Source organism: uncultured Ellagibacter sp. (assembly GCF_934617235.1).
Lineage (GTDB): Bacteria > Actinomycetota > Coriobacteriia > Coriobacteriales > Eggerthellaceae > Ellagibacter.
Genome location: NZ_CAKTTZ010000013.1, coordinates 33,079 through 49,231 on the forward strand (window position 1 = coordinate 33,079; position 16,153 = coordinate 49,231).

At 57.2% G+C, this 16,153-nt stretch carries 14 protein-coding genes; 10 read left to right on the forward strand and 4 right to left on the reverse strand.

Features of this window, described 5'->3' with window-relative positions; all coding sequences use genetic code 11:
- The first annotated feature begins 261 nt into the window (after window positions 1–261).
- The 3 genes from Q0G85_RS04075 (at window position 262) to Q0G85_RS04085 (ending at window position 3,486) form a co-directional block, all read left to right on the forward strand.
- Window positions 262–1,374, forward strand: a complete 1,113-nt coding sequence (locus Q0G85_RS04075) for a site-2 protease family protein (RefSeq protein ID WP_297154971.1) — start codon at window positions 262–264, stop codon at window positions 1,372–1,374.
- Window positions 1,375–1,477: 103 nt separating this feature from the next.
- A complete protein-coding gene (locus Q0G85_RS04080; RefSeq protein ID WP_297154973.1) occupies window positions 1,478–2,167 on the forward strand; it encodes an HAD family phosphatase in 690 nt (229 codons plus the stop codon).
- A 98-nt stretch (window positions 2,168–2,265) separates the two neighbouring features.
- Window positions 2,266–3,486, forward strand: a complete 1,221-nt coding sequence (locus Q0G85_RS04085; protein ID WP_297154993.1) for a putative ABC transporter permease — start codon at window positions 2,266–2,268, stop codon at window positions 3,484–3,486.
- Between the two features lie 147 nt (window positions 3,487–3,633).
- Here Q0G85_RS04085 and Q0G85_RS04090 read toward each other — a convergent pair whose 3' ends face one another.
- Entirely contained in the window at window positions 3,634–3,834 is a 201-nt protein-coding gene (locus Q0G85_RS04090) for a hypothetical protein (RefSeq protein ID WP_297154975.1), read from the reverse strand.
- The gene (gene metA / locus Q0G85_RS04095) at window positions 3,824–4,765 is read right to left on the reverse strand and encodes a homoserine O-succinyltransferase (RefSeq protein ID WP_297154977.1); all 942 of its coding nucleotides are present in this window, start codon (window positions 4,763–4,765) and stop codon (window positions 3,824–3,826) included. Before metA ends, Q0G85_RS04090 begins: the two co-directional genes overlap by 11 nt.
- A gap of 430 nt (window positions 4,766–5,195) precedes the next feature.
- Here metA and rplM point away from each other — a divergent pair, with 430 nt between their 5' ends.
- Both rplM and rpsI read left to right on the forward strand, forming a co-directional pair.
- Window positions 5,196–5,630 (forward strand): 50S ribosomal protein L13, encoded by a 435-nt coding sequence (gene rplM, locus Q0G85_RS04100; RefSeq protein ID WP_158049677.1) that lies wholly within the window; start codon window positions 5,196–5,198, stop codon window positions 5,628–5,630.
- Between the two features lie 2 nt (window positions 5,631–5,632).
- Window positions 5,633–6,025 carry a 30S ribosomal protein S9 gene (gene rpsI, locus Q0G85_RS04105; RefSeq protein WP_158049679.1) on the forward strand — a complete coding sequence of 131 codons (393 nt, stop codon included), beginning with the start codon at window positions 5,633–5,635 and terminating at the stop codon, window positions 6,023–6,025.
- Between the two features lie 162 nt (window positions 6,026–6,187).
- On the opposite strand, the gene Q0G85_RS04110 is transcribed toward rpsI, so the two are convergent.
- Window positions 6,188–7,624 carry a LuxR C-terminal-related transcriptional regulator gene (locus Q0G85_RS04110; RefSeq protein ID WP_297154979.1) on the reverse strand — a complete coding sequence of 479 codons (1,437 nt, stop codon included), beginning with the start codon at window positions 7,622–7,624 and terminating at the stop codon, window positions 6,188–6,190.
- 261 nt (window positions 7,625–7,885) lie between these two features.
- Between Q0G85_RS04110 and Q0G85_RS04115 the strand changes: the two genes are divergently transcribed.
- Window positions 7,886–9,877 (forward strand): alpha/beta hydrolase, encoded by a 1,992-nt coding sequence (locus Q0G85_RS04115; protein WP_297154981.1) that lies wholly within the window; start codon window positions 7,886–7,888, stop codon window positions 9,875–9,877.
- 131 nt (window positions 9,878–10,008) lie between these two features.
- Here the strand turns inward: Q0G85_RS04115 and Q0G85_RS04120 are convergent, their stop codons facing one another.
- On the reverse strand, window positions 10,009–10,674 hold the full coding sequence (locus Q0G85_RS04120; RefSeq protein ID WP_297154983.1) for a TetR/AcrR family transcriptional regulator: 666 nt from the start codon (window positions 10,672–10,674) through the stop codon (window positions 10,009–10,011).
- 509 nt (window positions 10,675–11,183) lie between these two features.
- Between Q0G85_RS04120 and Q0G85_RS04125 the strand changes: the two genes are divergently transcribed.
- From Q0G85_RS04125 to Q0G85_RS04140, 4 genes are read left to right on the forward strand one after another with little or no spacing between them, the layout of a single operon-like run.
- Window positions 11,184–12,428, forward strand: coding sequence for a CaiB/BaiF CoA-transferase family protein (locus Q0G85_RS04125; RefSeq protein ID WP_297154985.1), 1,245 nt, complete (start codon window positions 11,184–11,186; stop codon window positions 12,426–12,428).
- 10 nt (window positions 12,429–12,438) lie between these two features.
- A complete protein-coding gene (locus Q0G85_RS04130) occupies window positions 12,439–13,671 on the forward strand; it encodes a 2-hydroxyacyl-CoA dehydratase subunit D (protein ID WP_297154987.1) in 1,233 nt (410 codons plus the stop codon).
- Window positions 13,671–14,801, forward strand: a complete 1,131-nt coding sequence (locus Q0G85_RS04135; RefSeq protein ID WP_297154989.1) for a 2-hydroxyacyl-CoA dehydratase subunit D — start codon at window positions 13,671–13,673, stop codon at window positions 14,799–14,801. Before Q0G85_RS04130 ends, Q0G85_RS04135 begins: the two co-directional genes overlap by 1 nt.
- 49 nt (window positions 14,802–14,850) lie before the next feature.
- Window positions 14,851–16,008 (forward strand): acyl-CoA dehydrogenase family protein, encoded by a 1,158-nt coding sequence (locus tag Q0G85_RS04140; RefSeq protein WP_297154990.1) that lies wholly within the window; start codon window positions 14,851–14,853, stop codon window positions 16,006–16,008.
- Window positions 16,009–16,153: the final 145 nt, after the last annotated feature.

Here is a 16,153-nt window from a genome sequence, read left to right on the forward strand (position 1 = left end):
TTCTGCATCCATTCGAATTTCTTGGGCAGGATTTCGGCGCGCATTCCCGAAACTCTGTCGAAAACCTGGCAGAAACTCGGCAACGGTTCGGCAACAAAAGCCGTGCATGGGTGTAGGTTTTCTGCGCTGGGCGCCTCGCGCGTCGCGGCTTTCCTATAATGAGCGCTGAACGTGTTAATTGGCGACTCGCCTTTTCACCCTTTCTGGATGCGAGAAGCTTGTTGTTCCCTACCCCTTCAAGCCTTCCGAGGAGCCGCTTGCATGGATGTCGTCCTTATGATTCTGTACGTCTCGATTTTGCTCGGATTTCTCGTGTTCATCCACGAAGGCGGGCATTATCTGGCTTCGCGCGCGTTCGGCGTGCGCGTGACCGAATTCATGATCGGGTTCCCCGGGCCTGGCATCGGCTTCACCAAATGGGGCACGAAGTTCGGCGTGACCTGCGTTCCCCTCGGCGGTTACGCGAAGGTGTGCGGAATGGAACCGGGTGAGATGAGCCCCCATTTGGAAAGCGTGCTTGCGGCGGTATACCGTCGCGGGACGGCCAACATGGAGGACATTGCGCAAGATTGCGGTATCTCCAACGACGATGCCTCGGCCGCCCTCGATGAGTTGGTGGAGTGGGGAAGCATTCAGGGACCTACCAAAAAAGACAAATTCAACACCTACCGTGCCATGGCGATTCGTCCCACCAAAAAGCAGATCAAGCGTGCCGAAGAGGCGGGACAGCCGGTGCCTCTTGCCTACGAGCTGGGGCAACCGCGACTGGTCGACGATCCTCATGCTCTTTTCGAAAGCGAATACAATCAGCAGTACCGAAGCCTTCCCTTCTGGAAGCGCACGGTCATCCTTCTTGCGGGAATTGCCGTAAACCTGCTGTTCGCCGTCCTCGTTTTCGTGGTGGTGTACTCCATCGTGGGCGTCGATATGACGAACTCGCAGACGGGCGAGGTGGCGCACATCACCGTGTCCCCCCTGCGCTCGCTTGAAATCGGCTTCACTTATATCGGTACGGTTGTCCAAATGGTGGCAAGCCTGTTCAACCCGCAAACGGCGGCCGATGTCGTGTCGAACTCGACGTCGGTGGTCGGCATTGCCGTCATGTCGAAAACCTATGCCGAAGCGGGCTTCCTCGAGTTCGTCTTCTTCATGGCGATGCTGTCGGTGTCGCTTGGCATCATGAACCTGCTGCCGATTCCTCCCCTTGACGGGGGCCGTTTCGTTGTGGAAATCTTCCAGAAGCTTACGCGAAAGAACGTCTCGATGCGCGCCCTAAGCTATATGAGCGCGGCGGGAATGATTCTCTTCCTGGGATTTTTCGCCATCATGGTCAATCAGGACGTCCAGCGTTTCATCTTCGGCAACTGGGGCTAGTCCGCACGCCGCTCGCCCAAATGCTTGCGTTCGCGCCGCAGGGTGACCCCCTTTCTTGCTAGGCTCTTTGGGAAAAGTGAGGCAACGGGCGAGAGGACGCAGGGTGCTCAACAAAGCTCCAATCGGCGTGATATTCGACTGCGACGGCACGCTTCTTGACAGCATGGGCGTGTGGCGCGAGATGGAAAGCGAGTTCGCGCATCGGGCGGGCGGCGAGCTGTCGCCGACCGACAAAGACCGGCTGACAACGATGACCACGCCCGAGGCGGGCGAGTTCTTCCACACGAAATTCGGGCTGGGCTCATCCCCCCAAGAGGTCGTGCGCATGGTGGGCGAGTGCATGATGGAGTTCTACTCGACCCATGCGACGGCGCGCCCGGGTGCGCTCGCGTTCGTTCGCGCCCTGTTCGAGCGCGGCATCAGGCTGTCGGTGGCCTCTTCCTCCCCGATGCCGTATTTGCTGGCGGGGCTTTCCCATACAGGGTTCCTTCCGATGCTCGACGCGGTGGTTTCAGTCGATGACGTGGGGAAACCGAAGCGCGAACCCGCGGTATACGACCGCGCGCGCTCGCTTATGGGCACTGAACTTTCCCATACCTGGGGTGTGGAAGATGCGCTGTACGCGATCGGCACGCTCAAGCGGGCGGGGTACCATACGCTAGCGGTGTACGACTGCGATATGTCAGGAACCTACGCAGCGCTTTCCGCCTCAGCCGAGCGCGCGGTGCGCGATTTCCGCGAGCTTAACCCCGACGAGTTCATCGAATTTGCCCGAATGGTTGCCATGCCGTAGGAAAACACGCGACTCCATTCCCTATAATGGACGGCAGTGTTCATAAGGCGGGCAGCGTTCGAAAAGGGAGCATCATGGCGCATGGGGAAAGGGAAGAGATGGTCGTGGCCGAGGGTGGCGCGATCGATGCCGCATGCGAGCCGAAGCCGAAGATGCCCCTGCTGCTGAAGGTGTTCGGCGTGCTGTGCATCGTGGGCGGGGCGGCCTCCATCCCGAGCGGTGCGCTTGCGGTCGTCGTCATCGTGCAGTTTTTGCGGTCGGGCGGCCTTGCCGAGGAGGCGCTCACGCCCCTTGCCGTGACGGTCGTTCTCGTTGTTGCCCAGGCGGCTATGTTGGTGCTGTTCATCCTGCTGGGCGTGCGTCTTCTCCGTAACAAGCGCCGTTATGCCGCGCTCACTGCCGAGGTCCTCATGGCGCTCGCGGCAGTGGCCTTCGTCTGCAATATTATGCTCAACGGCACCGATGTCCATATCGTGCCGACGCTGGTCATCCTCGTGCTTTTGTTCTTCGTGTCGGGTTATGTCGACCCGTCGCTTTCCGAGGAGCGCGAGCTGCAGCGCAAGCTCCGCGACATGGAGACGCGCGACCAGGCGGAAGAGGGAACGCTCGGCCTGGACTCAACGGGGCGCGGCTATATCGCGCTCAACTTCTTCAACGTGTTCTGGATTTTCGTGGTCTGCAGCGTGTTGGGCCTGGTCATCGAGGTGGTGTACCACTTCGTCATCGTCGTTCCCGGCGAGTATCAAGATCGCGCGGGCATGCTGTTCGGGCCGTTCTCGCCCATCTACGGCGTGGGCGCGGTGCTTATGACCATGGCGCTCAACCGCTTCCACGACAAGCCGGTGCCCGTGATCTTTTTGGTGAGCGCTGTGATCGGCGGCGCGTTCGAGTTCTTCGTCAGCTGGTTCATGGAAACCGCATTCGGCGCTGTGGCCTGGGATTATACGGGCACGTTCCTCTCGATCGATGGACGCACGAACGGCATGTTCATGGCGATGTGGGGCATGCTGGGCGTGCTGTGGATCAAGGCACTCCTGCCGAAGATGCTCGACGTGGTGAACTTGATTCCCTGGAAGCTGCGCTATACCGTGACCGCAGTCGCTACGGCGCTCATGCTCGTGAACGCCATCATGACGCTGCAATCGCTCGACTGCTGGTACGGGCGGTTGTCGGGGCATGTTCCCGAAACGCCCATCGAACAGTTCTACGCCACGTATTTCGACAACGACTTCATGGCGAACCGGTTCGAGAGCATGACTATCAATCCCGACAGCGCGACGCGCGGGTCAGGGGCGCCGCCGGACAGCGCTCTCGGCTAGGGGCTATTCGGTCGCGCGCTGAGACGGCGCGGCTTCGGGTCGGTCCAGTTGTCTTTGCAGGAAAAAAGGCCGCTGCGGCGCGGGAGTGCTGCAGCGGCCTTTTAATGATGCGGCCCATGAATGGGAGCGGTTTGCGATCGGGAATTTCTACGCCCAAGGGTCGCGCTCGAACAGGGGGTTTGTCTCCCGTCGGTCGGAATAGGGGTCGTAGCCGTCGTCGTCTTCGCTCTCGGCGCGGATGCAGGGATCGCGATGCGCAGGGGCATGCTTGCGCGCTGCCTCGGCAAGAAGCTCCTCGGCGGTTTTTCGCGTCTTGCCCTGCTCGTCTTCCGAAACGCTATTCGCCATCTGCTGCCCCCTCGTGTCCAATCGCGTCGATTTCATACGGCGTCGTTTGGTACACATAGTAGTTCAGCCAGTTGGTGTAGAGCAACTGCGCGTGCGCGCGCCAGGTCGATTCCGCAGGCTGCGCGGGGTCGTCGTTGGGGTAGTAGTGCTTGGGCAGCGGCGCGTTCGGGTGGGTCTTCGAGTCGCGCTCGTATTCCACATTCAGGGTTTCGCGGTCGTATTCGGGGTGGCCGAACACGAAGAAATTGCGGCTGTCCGTGCTTTTCGCCATGTAGACGCCGGCCTCGTCCGACTCGGCGATGATTTCCAGGTTGGGGTTCGCCTCGATGTCCTCGGCTCGCACGTTGGTGTAGCGCGAATGGGGCGCTCGGAAGCGGTCGTCGAACCCGCGCACCCAGGGGGAAGACGGCTTCACGACGCGGTGCTCGAACACGCCGGTCGTCTTCTCGTCGAGCTCGTACTTCTCGACGCCGTAGCGATAGTAGATGCCCGCCTGGGCTCCCCAGCAGATATGCAGGGTGGAGTGGACGTTCGTCTTCGACCAGTCCATGATGCGCGTGAGTTCTTCCCAGTAATCGACGTCGTGGAAATCGAGCAGCTCAACGGGCGCGCCCGTGATGATAAGGCCGTCGAAGTGCTCGTCTTTCACGTCGTCGAAGGAGACGTAGAACGTTTCCAGATGCTCTTCGGAGACGTTTTTCGCGACGTGGCTCTTCGTACGGAGGAGCTCCACCTCGATCTGCAGCGGCGTGTTCGAGAGCTTTCGCAGGATCTGCGTCTCGGTGGTGATCTTGGTGGGCATAAGGTTTAGGAGCAGCACGCGCAAAGGGCGGATATCCTGGTGCAGCGCGCGGTGCTCGGTCATGACGAAGATGTTCTCTTTTTCGAGTTGCGCGGTTGCCGGCAGCGAATCGGGAATCTTGATAGGCATGGCGCATCCTTTCGTCTGATAGAAACTTCCTCGCTATCCTAGCAAAATATCAGTTCACCCAATTATATGAAGCAGTGATAACACATTATCGAGCAAACAGGGAAAGCAGGCGGCACGAGTCGATCTCTGCATTCCCGATTTCCGAAGACTTTCTGCAGATGGCCATGAATAAGACGATTCCGACTTGACTTCCCCTCGCCAAGCCAGGTAGACTGCAAAAGTTCGCTTTCAAAAGCCCCGTGAAAGCAGTAAAGGCAGAAGCGTTGTGCCAACGGAGTCCAGGCCTGAGGTATGCGCGTCGGCGTAGGAAACTGGCATCTGGCTGACCTGCACTTTTGAAAACAAACACCCGCTTGCGGTAACGCGCAAGCGCCCCTTGGAAGGGCCCTTCGGCTCGTTCAAGGAACAGAGTATCTATTGGAGGAAGCAAGTGAAGACGTATCATGCGAAGCCCGGCGAAGTCGAGCGCGAATGGCTTCTGATCGACGCAACCGATCAGGTTCTCGGCCGCGTGGCCACCAAGGCCGCACAGATTCTCAAGGGCAAGCACAAGCCGCAGTACACCCCGCATGTTGATACGGGCGACTTCGTGATCATCATCAACGCGGACAAGATTCGCGTTACCGGCACGAAGGCTGCAGCGAAAGAGTATTACCGCCACAGTGGTTTTCCCGGTGGTCTCAAGTCCGAAACCTTCACCGAAGCCATGGAGAAGCATCCTGAGCGCGTGATCGAGCATGCTGTTAAGGGCATGCTGCCGAAGAACACGCTGGGTCGTGCCCAGGGCATGAAGTTGAAGGTGTACGCTGGCCCTGAGCATCCCCATATGGCTCAGAAGCCCCGCGAGATCAAGATGGAGGGTTAATCATGGCAGGTGAAGCTCTGTATTACGGCACTGGCCGTCGTAAGAACGCCGTTGCTCGCGTGCGCCTCGTCCCGGGCACGGGCAAGGTGACCATCAATGGTCGCGAGGGTGCTGAGTACTTTGGCCGCGAGGCTCTTCTCGATTACGCGAAGACCCCGTTCAAGGTAACCGACACCATGGATCACTTCGACGTGATCGCTCGCATCAACGGTGGCGGCATCTCGGGTCAGGCCGGCGCTCTGCGTCACGGCATCTCCCGCGCTCTGCTCGACGCCGGCGACTATCGCGCCGAGCTCAAGAAGGCCGGTTACCTCACCCGCGACTCTCGTGTGGTCGAGCGTAAGAAGTACGGCCTGAAGAAGGCTCGTAAGCGTCCGCAGTTCTCGAAGCGCTAGTTTCTTCTGGAACATACACGGTTGCAAACCCCGTCGTTCATCCGAGCGGCGGGGTTTCTTTTTTTTTTCTGAGGGGAAGGGTGCGGGCAAGTTGCAGGCATGCTCGACGCGGACGCGCCTGCTGGTGGTGCAACGGGTCGGTTTTGTTCCAGTCGGTCTAAATTAATTGTCTTTTTCGACCAGGGAGAACAGCTCTTTCCTGCTTGATATTCCGAACTTCTGATATATGTGGTGGAGATGGGCCTTCACCGTACCCTCGGAAATGAACATGTCGTTGGCAATCTGTAGATTCGTCTTCCCTTGCATAACAAGGTGGAATAACTCCGTTTCCCGATCGGTGAGACCATGGGCGGCGCTTAAGCTGTTCAAGCGAATCAGGGTGTAGGTTCCGTCGTTGAGGCGGTCCGCTTTCGCCCCATCCTCCTTGATCATATCGCTTTCGAGCTTCCAGAAGGCAAAGAGGCTTTTCTCGGATATGAGACTCAAGGTGGTCATGACGATAAGGACAAGGGAGATGGTTCCGAGGATTGCGGTCGCTGTGGGGTTGTCCAGCTGGTAAACGATGGTGCTCACCTGGATTCCAAGTACTCGCATGCTGAATTGGGTGCCGGCGAGAAGCGAGAATAGCCATATGGCAGAAGCGCGCATACCGTATGAAATTGTGCATACCAGCAGGATAAGTAATATCTCCATGGCAGAGTATCCGGCATTGAGAACTAGCGCTGCGATGACGCCATTGCGGCCTGGAATCACGGCGACGAGGAGAAATCCTCCAATCATCAAAGGGAGCGCGATACGGAAAAGGAGCGAAGCGTCGAATCGCTTGCTGTTAATCAGTATCAACAAGATAACAATGACGCTGGGGATTACTGCAGCGTAGCGGGCGAAAACTGCGTTTGCCATGGGGGAGGCAACGCCGTATGCAAAGGAGTATACGGCGATGAACAGCAGAGCTTTGTAGGGAATGGGGAAATACTCCTTTTCGCGGTTGCCTGTCGTGCCGGAATCCGCAGAGGCATCTGCTTTAGGAAGCGTTAGGCTGCTGTCCGCTTTGTTGCAGGCTAAATGATAGCTTGCAGCGGAGGCGAGAATCGATACCGTCAGCATGAAGAGAATACGCGGGATGGGATTGAGCTCTGTAAGGAGCACAATGCATTGCGCCATTATGATGGCGCAGCAATTGGCGAATATAGCGCGATTCGGGCTAAGCTTGGCATAGAGGTCGACCCAGAGGGCTGACAGGATTATTGTTCCGACGGATTGCAGCAAGGCGCAAGCTAATGATAGGGCAGAAATTAGACTGCTCGGCAAGCTAAAGAATGTTACTGCCATTGCGAGAAGTGCCGCAAGGTAGCATAGCAAGCCGACTTGAAGCCCTGTTTTCCTAATTGCTCTAGACCCCAATCGGTAAACGATAGCCGCGAGCGCAAAAGCAACTACTGCGTTTGCGATAGAGCGGAAATTCGGAAAGAGAGCGGCGCCAAACAGTTCGCCATAGGGGATCCCCGAAGTTGATGTGCAGGCTTTAAGCAGTGCGTAGCCATAGTATGTGACGGGGATGGCGGCTATCGAACCGACAACGATTCCTATTCTGCCCATGCATTCCCCTTCCTTGAGCTATTCCTGTCGATGATCTGAGCGACCCCTCAATTGTTTTTCGAGTTCATACTGCAGTTTACGGGAAGTTTATTTTCAGGGGTTTAGCCATTTACACGAATTGTCTAGCGTTCGGTTGATGCGCCCGAGAAGGGTCTCTGAAATCATCCAGCTTGCAAGAAAAGGAGGGTGCGAGCTTCGAGGAGGGGGTGCCGTTTAGAAGCGACCGGCCCGATTAGCGACTATCGAAAAAAGGGGACCTTAATGGCAAAGAAGGAAAAAGCTCTTGTCCAGGTGGAGCGGGACCGAGCGATGGATGAAAAGCTGAGCGAGGAGTTCGGCAATCAAGAAAAACGGGCTAGGCGAAAGAAGAACGTCCGCAGAGGTTGGTGCATCACTCTCGTTATCCTGCTGCTTTCCAGCTTGATTAATTGGGGAATCGTTACCGGAATGGGGAACGTCTCCATCGATCGCATCAAGCTGTCGGGAAACGATGGTGCCGAATTCAGCGGGTTGGTGTATCGTCCGCAAAATGCAACCGACGCCACCCCAGCTCCTGCTGTGCTCATGTATCACGGCAATGCGGGTAATGCTCGCAACCACGAATCGTGGGCGATGGAGTTTGCGCGTCGTGGCTTCGTGGTGATTTCGATTGATCAATTCGGAGCCGGGAACTCGCAAGGGTATTTTGACGGCTCGAAAGAAGGCCCGCTCACGATGCGCTCGCTCGTGGATGAGGCGGAGCAGTTCTACGAGTACGCGCTTACCGTGCCCTATATCGACAAGGACAACATCATTGCTTCGGGCCACTCCATGGGCTGCACGTCTGCTGCAGGGGTGGGCGCTCTCAACAATGCAAAGGCAATCCTGCTCGCCTCTCCTGTGATTATGCTCGAGAAGGGAACCGCCTATTCTGACGCATGGAACAGCTACACGGGCGATGTTGCTGCGCTGATGGGCGCGGTTGAGCTTAAGGGCGACACTTACGACGAGAAAGCTGAGGCAGCGCAGAAATCTGCTCTTCCCATGTTGCAGAAGTATCCTGGTCAGGAGAATGCTGAGCGTATCGTGCCCGATCAGGTGTACGGGTCTTTTGCCGAGGGGAATGGTTTTATCTACCAGATCGAATACAACCGCATCCATGAGGCCGCATTCGTTAGCGATCAGACGATCGGAAATCTCCTCAAATATGGCCAGGAAGCCATTGGTGATGCTGTTCCCAATTATATCGATTCCTCTGATCAAATTTGGATGTATAAGGATTACAGCGGTTTGCTCGGAATCTTCGCATGGGCTGCGTTTGTTTTCGCGACTGCGCTGCTTTTAATTGAGGAAGTGCCCGCTTTCGCTTCGGTGCGCCGCCCGCTCGCCCGCAATGTCGGCTTCCGCGGCAAGGGCTTGGTTATTGCGACGCTGGTTGGACTCCTTGTTCCGTATCTGGTGATTAAGACGGACGCATTCGGCATCGTCGGTGGTCGTTTCTACGACAACCTTCGCGCAGCTGGTTTCAATTTGGGTTATTCCAACATGGGCTTCGGCGTCGTTGTCGGGCTGGCAATTGTGTGCACTATCGGCTGCCTTGTCTATATCCTCACCGAGCGTAAGAAGAAGGCACTGAAACCGTGCGATTTCGGAATCACACCTGCCGACTGGGGCGAGAAGGAAACTACGGGCGAAAAGGCGAAGGCTATCGCTGGCATGATCGGCAAAAGCGCGCTGGTTGCCGCCCTCACGCTGCTAATCGGATTCCTCTACTTGCAGCTGCAGTCGACGATTCTGGGCACCGACTTCTATGCGTGGTTCTTCGGCGTCAAAGATCTTCCAGTGGTCAAGGTTCCTAACTACCTTAACTATTGGATCGTGTTCATCCTGTGCTTCGTTGTGCTGTCTATCGATATGAACGTTATCCGTCGTCTGCCGACTACGGGAAACGAGACCAAAGACCTTATCATCGCAATGGCTGTAAACGTGGTCGTTGGCGTGACGATGGTGATTGTCATTGTGGCCGTGAAGTGGTTCCTGCAGACCATCGGCAGCCCCGCTGACACCAATTGGCTCTGGAACATGGGGCTCGATACCCAGCGTATTTGGGGTCTGCCTGTGGGTATGACCGTTGCCACTGCTGGTGCAACTTTCATTTACAAGAAGACTGGCAACCTGTGGCTGTGCGCCCTGCTCGTGGGTTCGGTCGCGTGCCTTATGGGCTTGCTTTACGGCGGTACCCGCTTCCACTACCTGACCTTCTTCTATGGGTAGTATCCGAGCGTAGCTAGTCTCGCTCTTTGCTCTCCCTCCCATGCGCCCGTGCGGTTATTGCGCGGGCGCATTTTATTTGAAGTGGTAACCCGAGTTGAAACCCTGCGGTTTCGACAGCGTGGCGGTTGTCGCTATTTCTTACGCAGGCGATTGACGGGGTGCATCTGGAGCCCGTGGACAAGCGCTTCGTAGGGCATGTTCCAAAATGGGTTCACCCTGTCGTCGAGAAGGTTGTCGGCGTCGCCTGGATGAGCTAGGGCGTATCGCAGGATGCTTGACAGATGCCCCACAAGCATCGTCGCCATAAAATCGAAAGTTGGCGCAGGGAGGTAGCGTCCACCCAGGATAAACCGAATATCGGCTTCGATTGCCGGCCTGTAGAGCTCGCTGAAAAGCGTTTCGAACTCGGGCTCGCCGACAGCGAAGACCTTGCGGTAGAACGGCTCATCTTTGAGGACGCATTCCACGAGTGCTCGGTAGAATGCTGAGAAGTCGAGCGTTCTTGCGCCGATCTCGACGTGGGTATAGTAAGGGAGCATCTCGGTCGGTGCGGTCGCATTAAGTGGAGCGGATATCAGGTCGCACTTGTCGATGCGCGATGCAAGCACAAAAGCCAAATCGACGCGGAATTTGTAGAGTGCAACCTCGTATTTGTTCGCAAAGTGATAATAGAACGTGTTGCGATTGATGCCGAGCTTGTCGATGAGCGTTGCGACGCGAACTTTGCGCAAGGAATCGCTTCTCACCATATCGGCGAATGCGTCGACAATTTCTTGCTTGGTGTCCGGTGCGGCCATGCCCGATCTCCTTTCATGCTGCCTAAAGTCTATCAGGAAAAACACGCGGAAACGACGGTTGCCCTCATGAATCGATGGACAGTTCGGCAGTTTGCCTATTTTCGATGATGACATGAGACTCGATAATAAAAACGAGAGGGGGATGGAGTGCACATCTGTCCGAATGCTGCACTTAGGCGCGTTCAACCTCTTCTCTCCTTGCGGCCTCAATGCGCCGCCTTTCCCTTCGAGTCCGCTTCGATTTTAGTGGCGTGCGGAGTGGTCATCGAGGGCCCTCAAGGAATTCCCTTCGTCTTCTTGTTGGGGAGTTATCCCGAATTCTACGCCACCAGGGTTGCGCCCGCGAAATGCATCGCGGGCGCACTTGTCTTTGCGGGCTCTCGTTTCTAGTTTCTTGGTATATGGACAAAAACCAATATTGTCTATTAATAAATGAGCGAAATCTTCGGACAATAAATCTGTATTAAGCGCGACCCTATCGTGCTGCGCACGACCGACAAGGAGGAAACATGGAAGACGCCAAGCGTCCGCTCGAAGGAATAAAGGTTCTCGAGATGGCAACGTTCATCGCGGTTCCGGCTGTTGGCCGCATCTTGGCCGACTTGGGTGCCGAAGTCGTGAAAATCGAGTCTGCGAAGGGTGATAACCTTCGCTTCACCGCTCCTAACGAGGGCCGCCCGTCAGACCCGCACGAGGACATCAACTTCGATTTGGAAAACTCCGGCAAAAAGGGCATCGTCGTCGACTTGCGCACCGACAAGGGGCGCGAGGTTCTCTTCAAGTTGCTCGACGAAGCCGATGTCTTTCTCACCAATTGGCGTCCTCAGGCGCTTGCTCGCAAGAATCTCACCTACGAAGATCTTAAAGGTCGCTACCCGAGCCTCGTTTACGCCAGCCTTACCGGCTATGGCGAGAAGGGTCCCGATAAGGACCTTCCCGGATTCGACTACACGGCGTTCTTTGCGCGTAGCGGCTGGTCGGGCTCTCTTTATCAGAAGGGCACCGTGCCGTCTAACCTCATCCCCGCAATCGGCGACCATCAGGGCGCACTTGCTTTGACCGTCGGCGTGCTCGCGGCGCTCTTCCGCGCCAAGATGACCGGCAAAGGCGAGAAGGTCACCACGAATCTTCTGCATACCGCTGTGTGGGTGCAGTCCTTCCAGATTCAGGGTGCGCAGTACGGCAGCGAGTTCGGCGGTGTCAGCTATCCGTTCGACCGTCGCGATAACCAGCTGCCCTATCAGCCTGCCGTTCAGACGAAAGACGATCGATTCCTGCAGGTCATGGGGCCGAATTTCGACATCTATTACCCGCTCATCCTGAAGGCGATTGATCGCGAGGACGTGCTTTCCGACCCGGTTTTGAGCGACCAGAAGGAAATGATCCGCACGGGCCGCGTCGGCGAGGCTTACGACATCATCCAAGCCGGCTTCAAGGCGAAGACCGCCAAGGAGTGGGAGCCGATCCTCACCGAGCTGGACATCCCGTTTGCGCTTTGCCAAACCTACGACGAAGTCATCAACGATGAGCAGGCGTGGGCGAACGACGTATTCTGCAAAGTTGACTATCCGCGTGGCGAGAAGGCCATGGTTCGTCCTCCGATCGACTTTGAGGAAACGCCTCTTCCGCCGTACGAAAAGGCGCCCCTGCTTGGTGCTGACACCGTAGCCGTTCTGTCCGATCTTGGCTACACCGACGAGGAAATCAAGTCGATGGTCGACGACAAGACCGTTGGCGTGTGGGAAGAGAAATAGGGGGGATCTCATGGTTCAGTTGGAGCCGGCGAAAAGCCTGGCCGGGCGAGTGTTGGCCGAAGTTGCCAACGACGTGTATGAAAATGCTATCAAGGCGAAGGAGCGGGGCGAGAAGGTCGGCTGGATCTCCTCGAACTTCCCTCAGGAGATTCCGACCACGTTGGGCATCCCTTGCGTCTACCCGGAAAGCCAGGCGGCTGCGATTTCCGCGAAGGGCGCTGGTCAGGAGATGTGCGAGCATGCGGAAGGTGAACTCGGCTTTTCCAACGACATCTGCGCGTACTCGCGTATCAGCATGGCGTACGCCGACCTTGCCAAATGCCCTAACGGCGAGCGCGAGATGCCGCTTCCCGATTTCGTTTTGTGCTGCAACAACATCTGCGACTGCATGCTCAAATGGTACGAGAACCTCGGCAAGATGCTCGATGTCCCCGTCATTGTGATTGACGTTCCCTTCAACAACAAGTACGACGTTGACCGCAAGCGCATCGACTACATCGGTGCTCAGTTCCGCGATGCCATCGCGCAGCTCGAGGAGATCACGAACAAGAAGTGGGACGAGGAGAAGTTCGAGGAGGTCTGCAGGGTATCCGGCCGAATCGGCGAGGAGTGGCTTAAGGCGACCAAGCATCTCAACTACAAGCCGGCCCCCTACAAGGGCTTCGACTTGTTCAACCACATGGCGGTGGCGACCATGGCGCGAGGCCAGCAGCGCTCGCTCGACGCGTTCATCGAGTTCAACAAGGAGTGCGAGCAATTCATCCGCGAGCACAAGTCCACGTTTAAGGGCGAGGAGAAGCATCGTGTCATGTTCGAGGGCATCGCGTGCTGGCCGTATCTGCGCGTGACGTTCTCCACGATGAAGGACCTTGGCATCAACGTGACCTCCTGCGTGTACGGACCGTCTTTCGCTTTCCAGTACAGCAACTTCGATGAATTGATGGAAGCCTACGCCTCTGTTCCCAACTCCATCAATCTTGAGCGCTCGACCGAGCTTCGCGAGCGTCTTTGCCTCGAGGGCAAAGTCGATGGGGGCCTTGTCCACATCAACCGCTCTTGCAAGATGTGGTCCGCCACGATGCCGGAGATGGCTCGTCGCATCAGCAACGACTTGAACATCCCCGTCGTCACCTTCGACGGCGACCAGTCCGACCCGCGCAACTTCAGTGAGGAGCAATACATCACGCGCGTCCAGGGTCTCGCCGAGATTATGGAAGCGAATGCGAAGAAGGGTGAGCAATAATGGCTACGATCAGTGAAATCATCTCCCAGCTTTCCGAGGTTGCAGCCCATCCCGAAGCTGAGCTTAACCGTCATCTGGCTGCTGATAAGAAGGTCATCGGTGTTGGCCCGTACTATGTGCCCGAAGAGCTCGTCTATGCGGCGGGGGCCATTCCGTTCGGCGTGTGGGGCCGCATGGGCACAGCGACTGAGGCCCGCAAGTACTTTCCGCCGTTCTACTGCTCCATTTGCCAGATGACGCTGGAGATGGGCTTGAACCACGAGCTCGATAAGCTCTCGGGTTTCATGACCGCGGCGCTGTGCGACACACAGCGCGGTTTCTCGCAGAACTTCCGCGTCGGCGTTACTCAGGTTCCGATGATTTTCGTCTCGCAGCCCCAGAACCGCGCGACGAAGGCTGGTTTCGACTATGCGGTAAGCTCTTATCGCGAGCTTAAGACCCAAGTGGGCGAGGCGTGCGATGCCATCATCGACGACGCCGACCTTACTGAGGCGATCAAGCTCTACAACGAATGGCGCGCTGCCATGCGCACGTTCGTGAAGCTTGCGGGCGAGCGTCCTGCTCTCGTTAGCGTTTCCGCTCGCAACGACGTTGTGAACGCGGGCTACTACATGGACAAGGCGGAGCATCTTGCGAAGGTCAACGAGCTGAACGGCCTTCTTGCGGCAGAGGCTGCAAATACTGACGGATTCTCGAAGATCGTCCTTTCCGGCATCTTCTACGATATTCCTGCCATCAAAGAGATGCTCGACGAGAACAAATACGCCATCGTGGCCGACGACATCGCGAAGGAGTCGCGAGCCTTCTCGCTGCAGGTTCCCGAGGACGGCGACCCCATCGAGGGGCTTGCGCTTGGCTACTGCGAGCTGAAGAACGACTCGATTCTCTACGACGCTGAGAAATCTCATATTTCGCACGTGGTCGACATCGCTAAGGAAAGCGGCGCGCAGGGCGTTGTGCTCTTGCTGGCAAAGTTCTGCGACCCTGAGGAATTCGACGCGCCCCTGCTGGCCAAGGAGTGCCGCAATGCGGGCCTGCCGATCGTCCAAATCGAGGTGGACCAGTCGGCTGAAAGCTACGAGCAGGCGCGTACCCAACTCGAAACGTTCAAGGAGCTTCTCGGCGCCTAAAGAGGGCTTATGGTCGGTTCGCCGATGCATTTGAAGAAAGGAAACGACAATGGATTTTAGCTACACCGACGAGCAGGAGCTCTTAGTCGATAGCATCAAAGAATTCTGCGAGCGCTTCTTCACTGAAGCGAAGATTCGCGACATGTACGAGAAGGAGTCGATGAGCGACGAACTTATCCAGGAGTATCTCGAGGCGGGCTTCGGCCTGATGGGCATCCCCGAGGAGCTGGGCGGCATTCCCTGCGACATGCAGACGCTCGGGCTGCTCACCGAGGAGTTCGCGCACTATTCCGGCGTTATCACGCCGCTTCTCAACAACACGCTCGCCATGCGCGACCTTATCGATTTCGGTTCCGAAGAGCAAGTCGCCGAGGCGATGGAGGCTTACTGCGAGACGGGCAAGCCGACGTTCTCGCTTGGTTTCTCCGAGCCTGCGGCCGGATCCGACAACATGAACATGTCCTGCGTCACCAAGAAGCAGGCTGATGGGACGTACCTTCTGAACGGGCAGAAAACGTGGGTTACCCAGGGGGCTGCTTTCCCGAACATCCTCGTTGTCTCCAAGGACGAGGACCCGTCCCGCGAGAACAAGGGCATGTCGATGTGGCTTGTTCCCCTCGAGACGAAGGGCCTGACCACAGCGCCGCTTCACAAGATCGGCCAGCAGATCATGCCGTTCTGCGAGGTCTACTTCGACGACGTTGTCCTGACCGAGGACATGCGCGTCGGCGAAGAGGGGCAGGGCTTCTACAACCTTATGAAAAACTTCGAGACGGAGCGCTGCCTGATCGTCGCACAGGCCATCGGCGTCGCGCAGGCTGCGATGGACGACGCTGCCGCGTACGTGTCCGAGCGCATGACCTTTGGCAAGCCGCTCGCCAACTATCAGCTCATCCAACTCAAGCTGGTCGAGATGGAAACGGCGATCCAGAACTCCCGCAACATGCTCTACAAGACGTTATGGAAGATGGACAACGGAGAGTCCGTCCGCATCGACTCGGCGCTGCTCAAGCGCTATGCGTGCCAGGAGGCGACTAAGGTCGCGTCCGAGGCGATGCAGATTTACGGCGGGCTTGGCTTTACCACGGAGACGCGCCTTGGACGCCTGTGGGCCGACCTTCGAGGGTTCCAAATCGCAGGCGGAACCGACGAGATCATGGTCTACATCGCCGGTCGTCAGCTTGCCAAGCAATACGCCCGCAAGTAGCCTAAGGGGGACGGTCATGGCGGGAGAGCTTTTCTTGGGAATAGATGTCGGGTCGACGGCTTCGAAATGCGTCGTCATTGACGTTGACGGCGCGGTTCGCGGTAGGGGAATCTTTCCGTCCGGCGCCGGGACGCGGGGTCCGCAG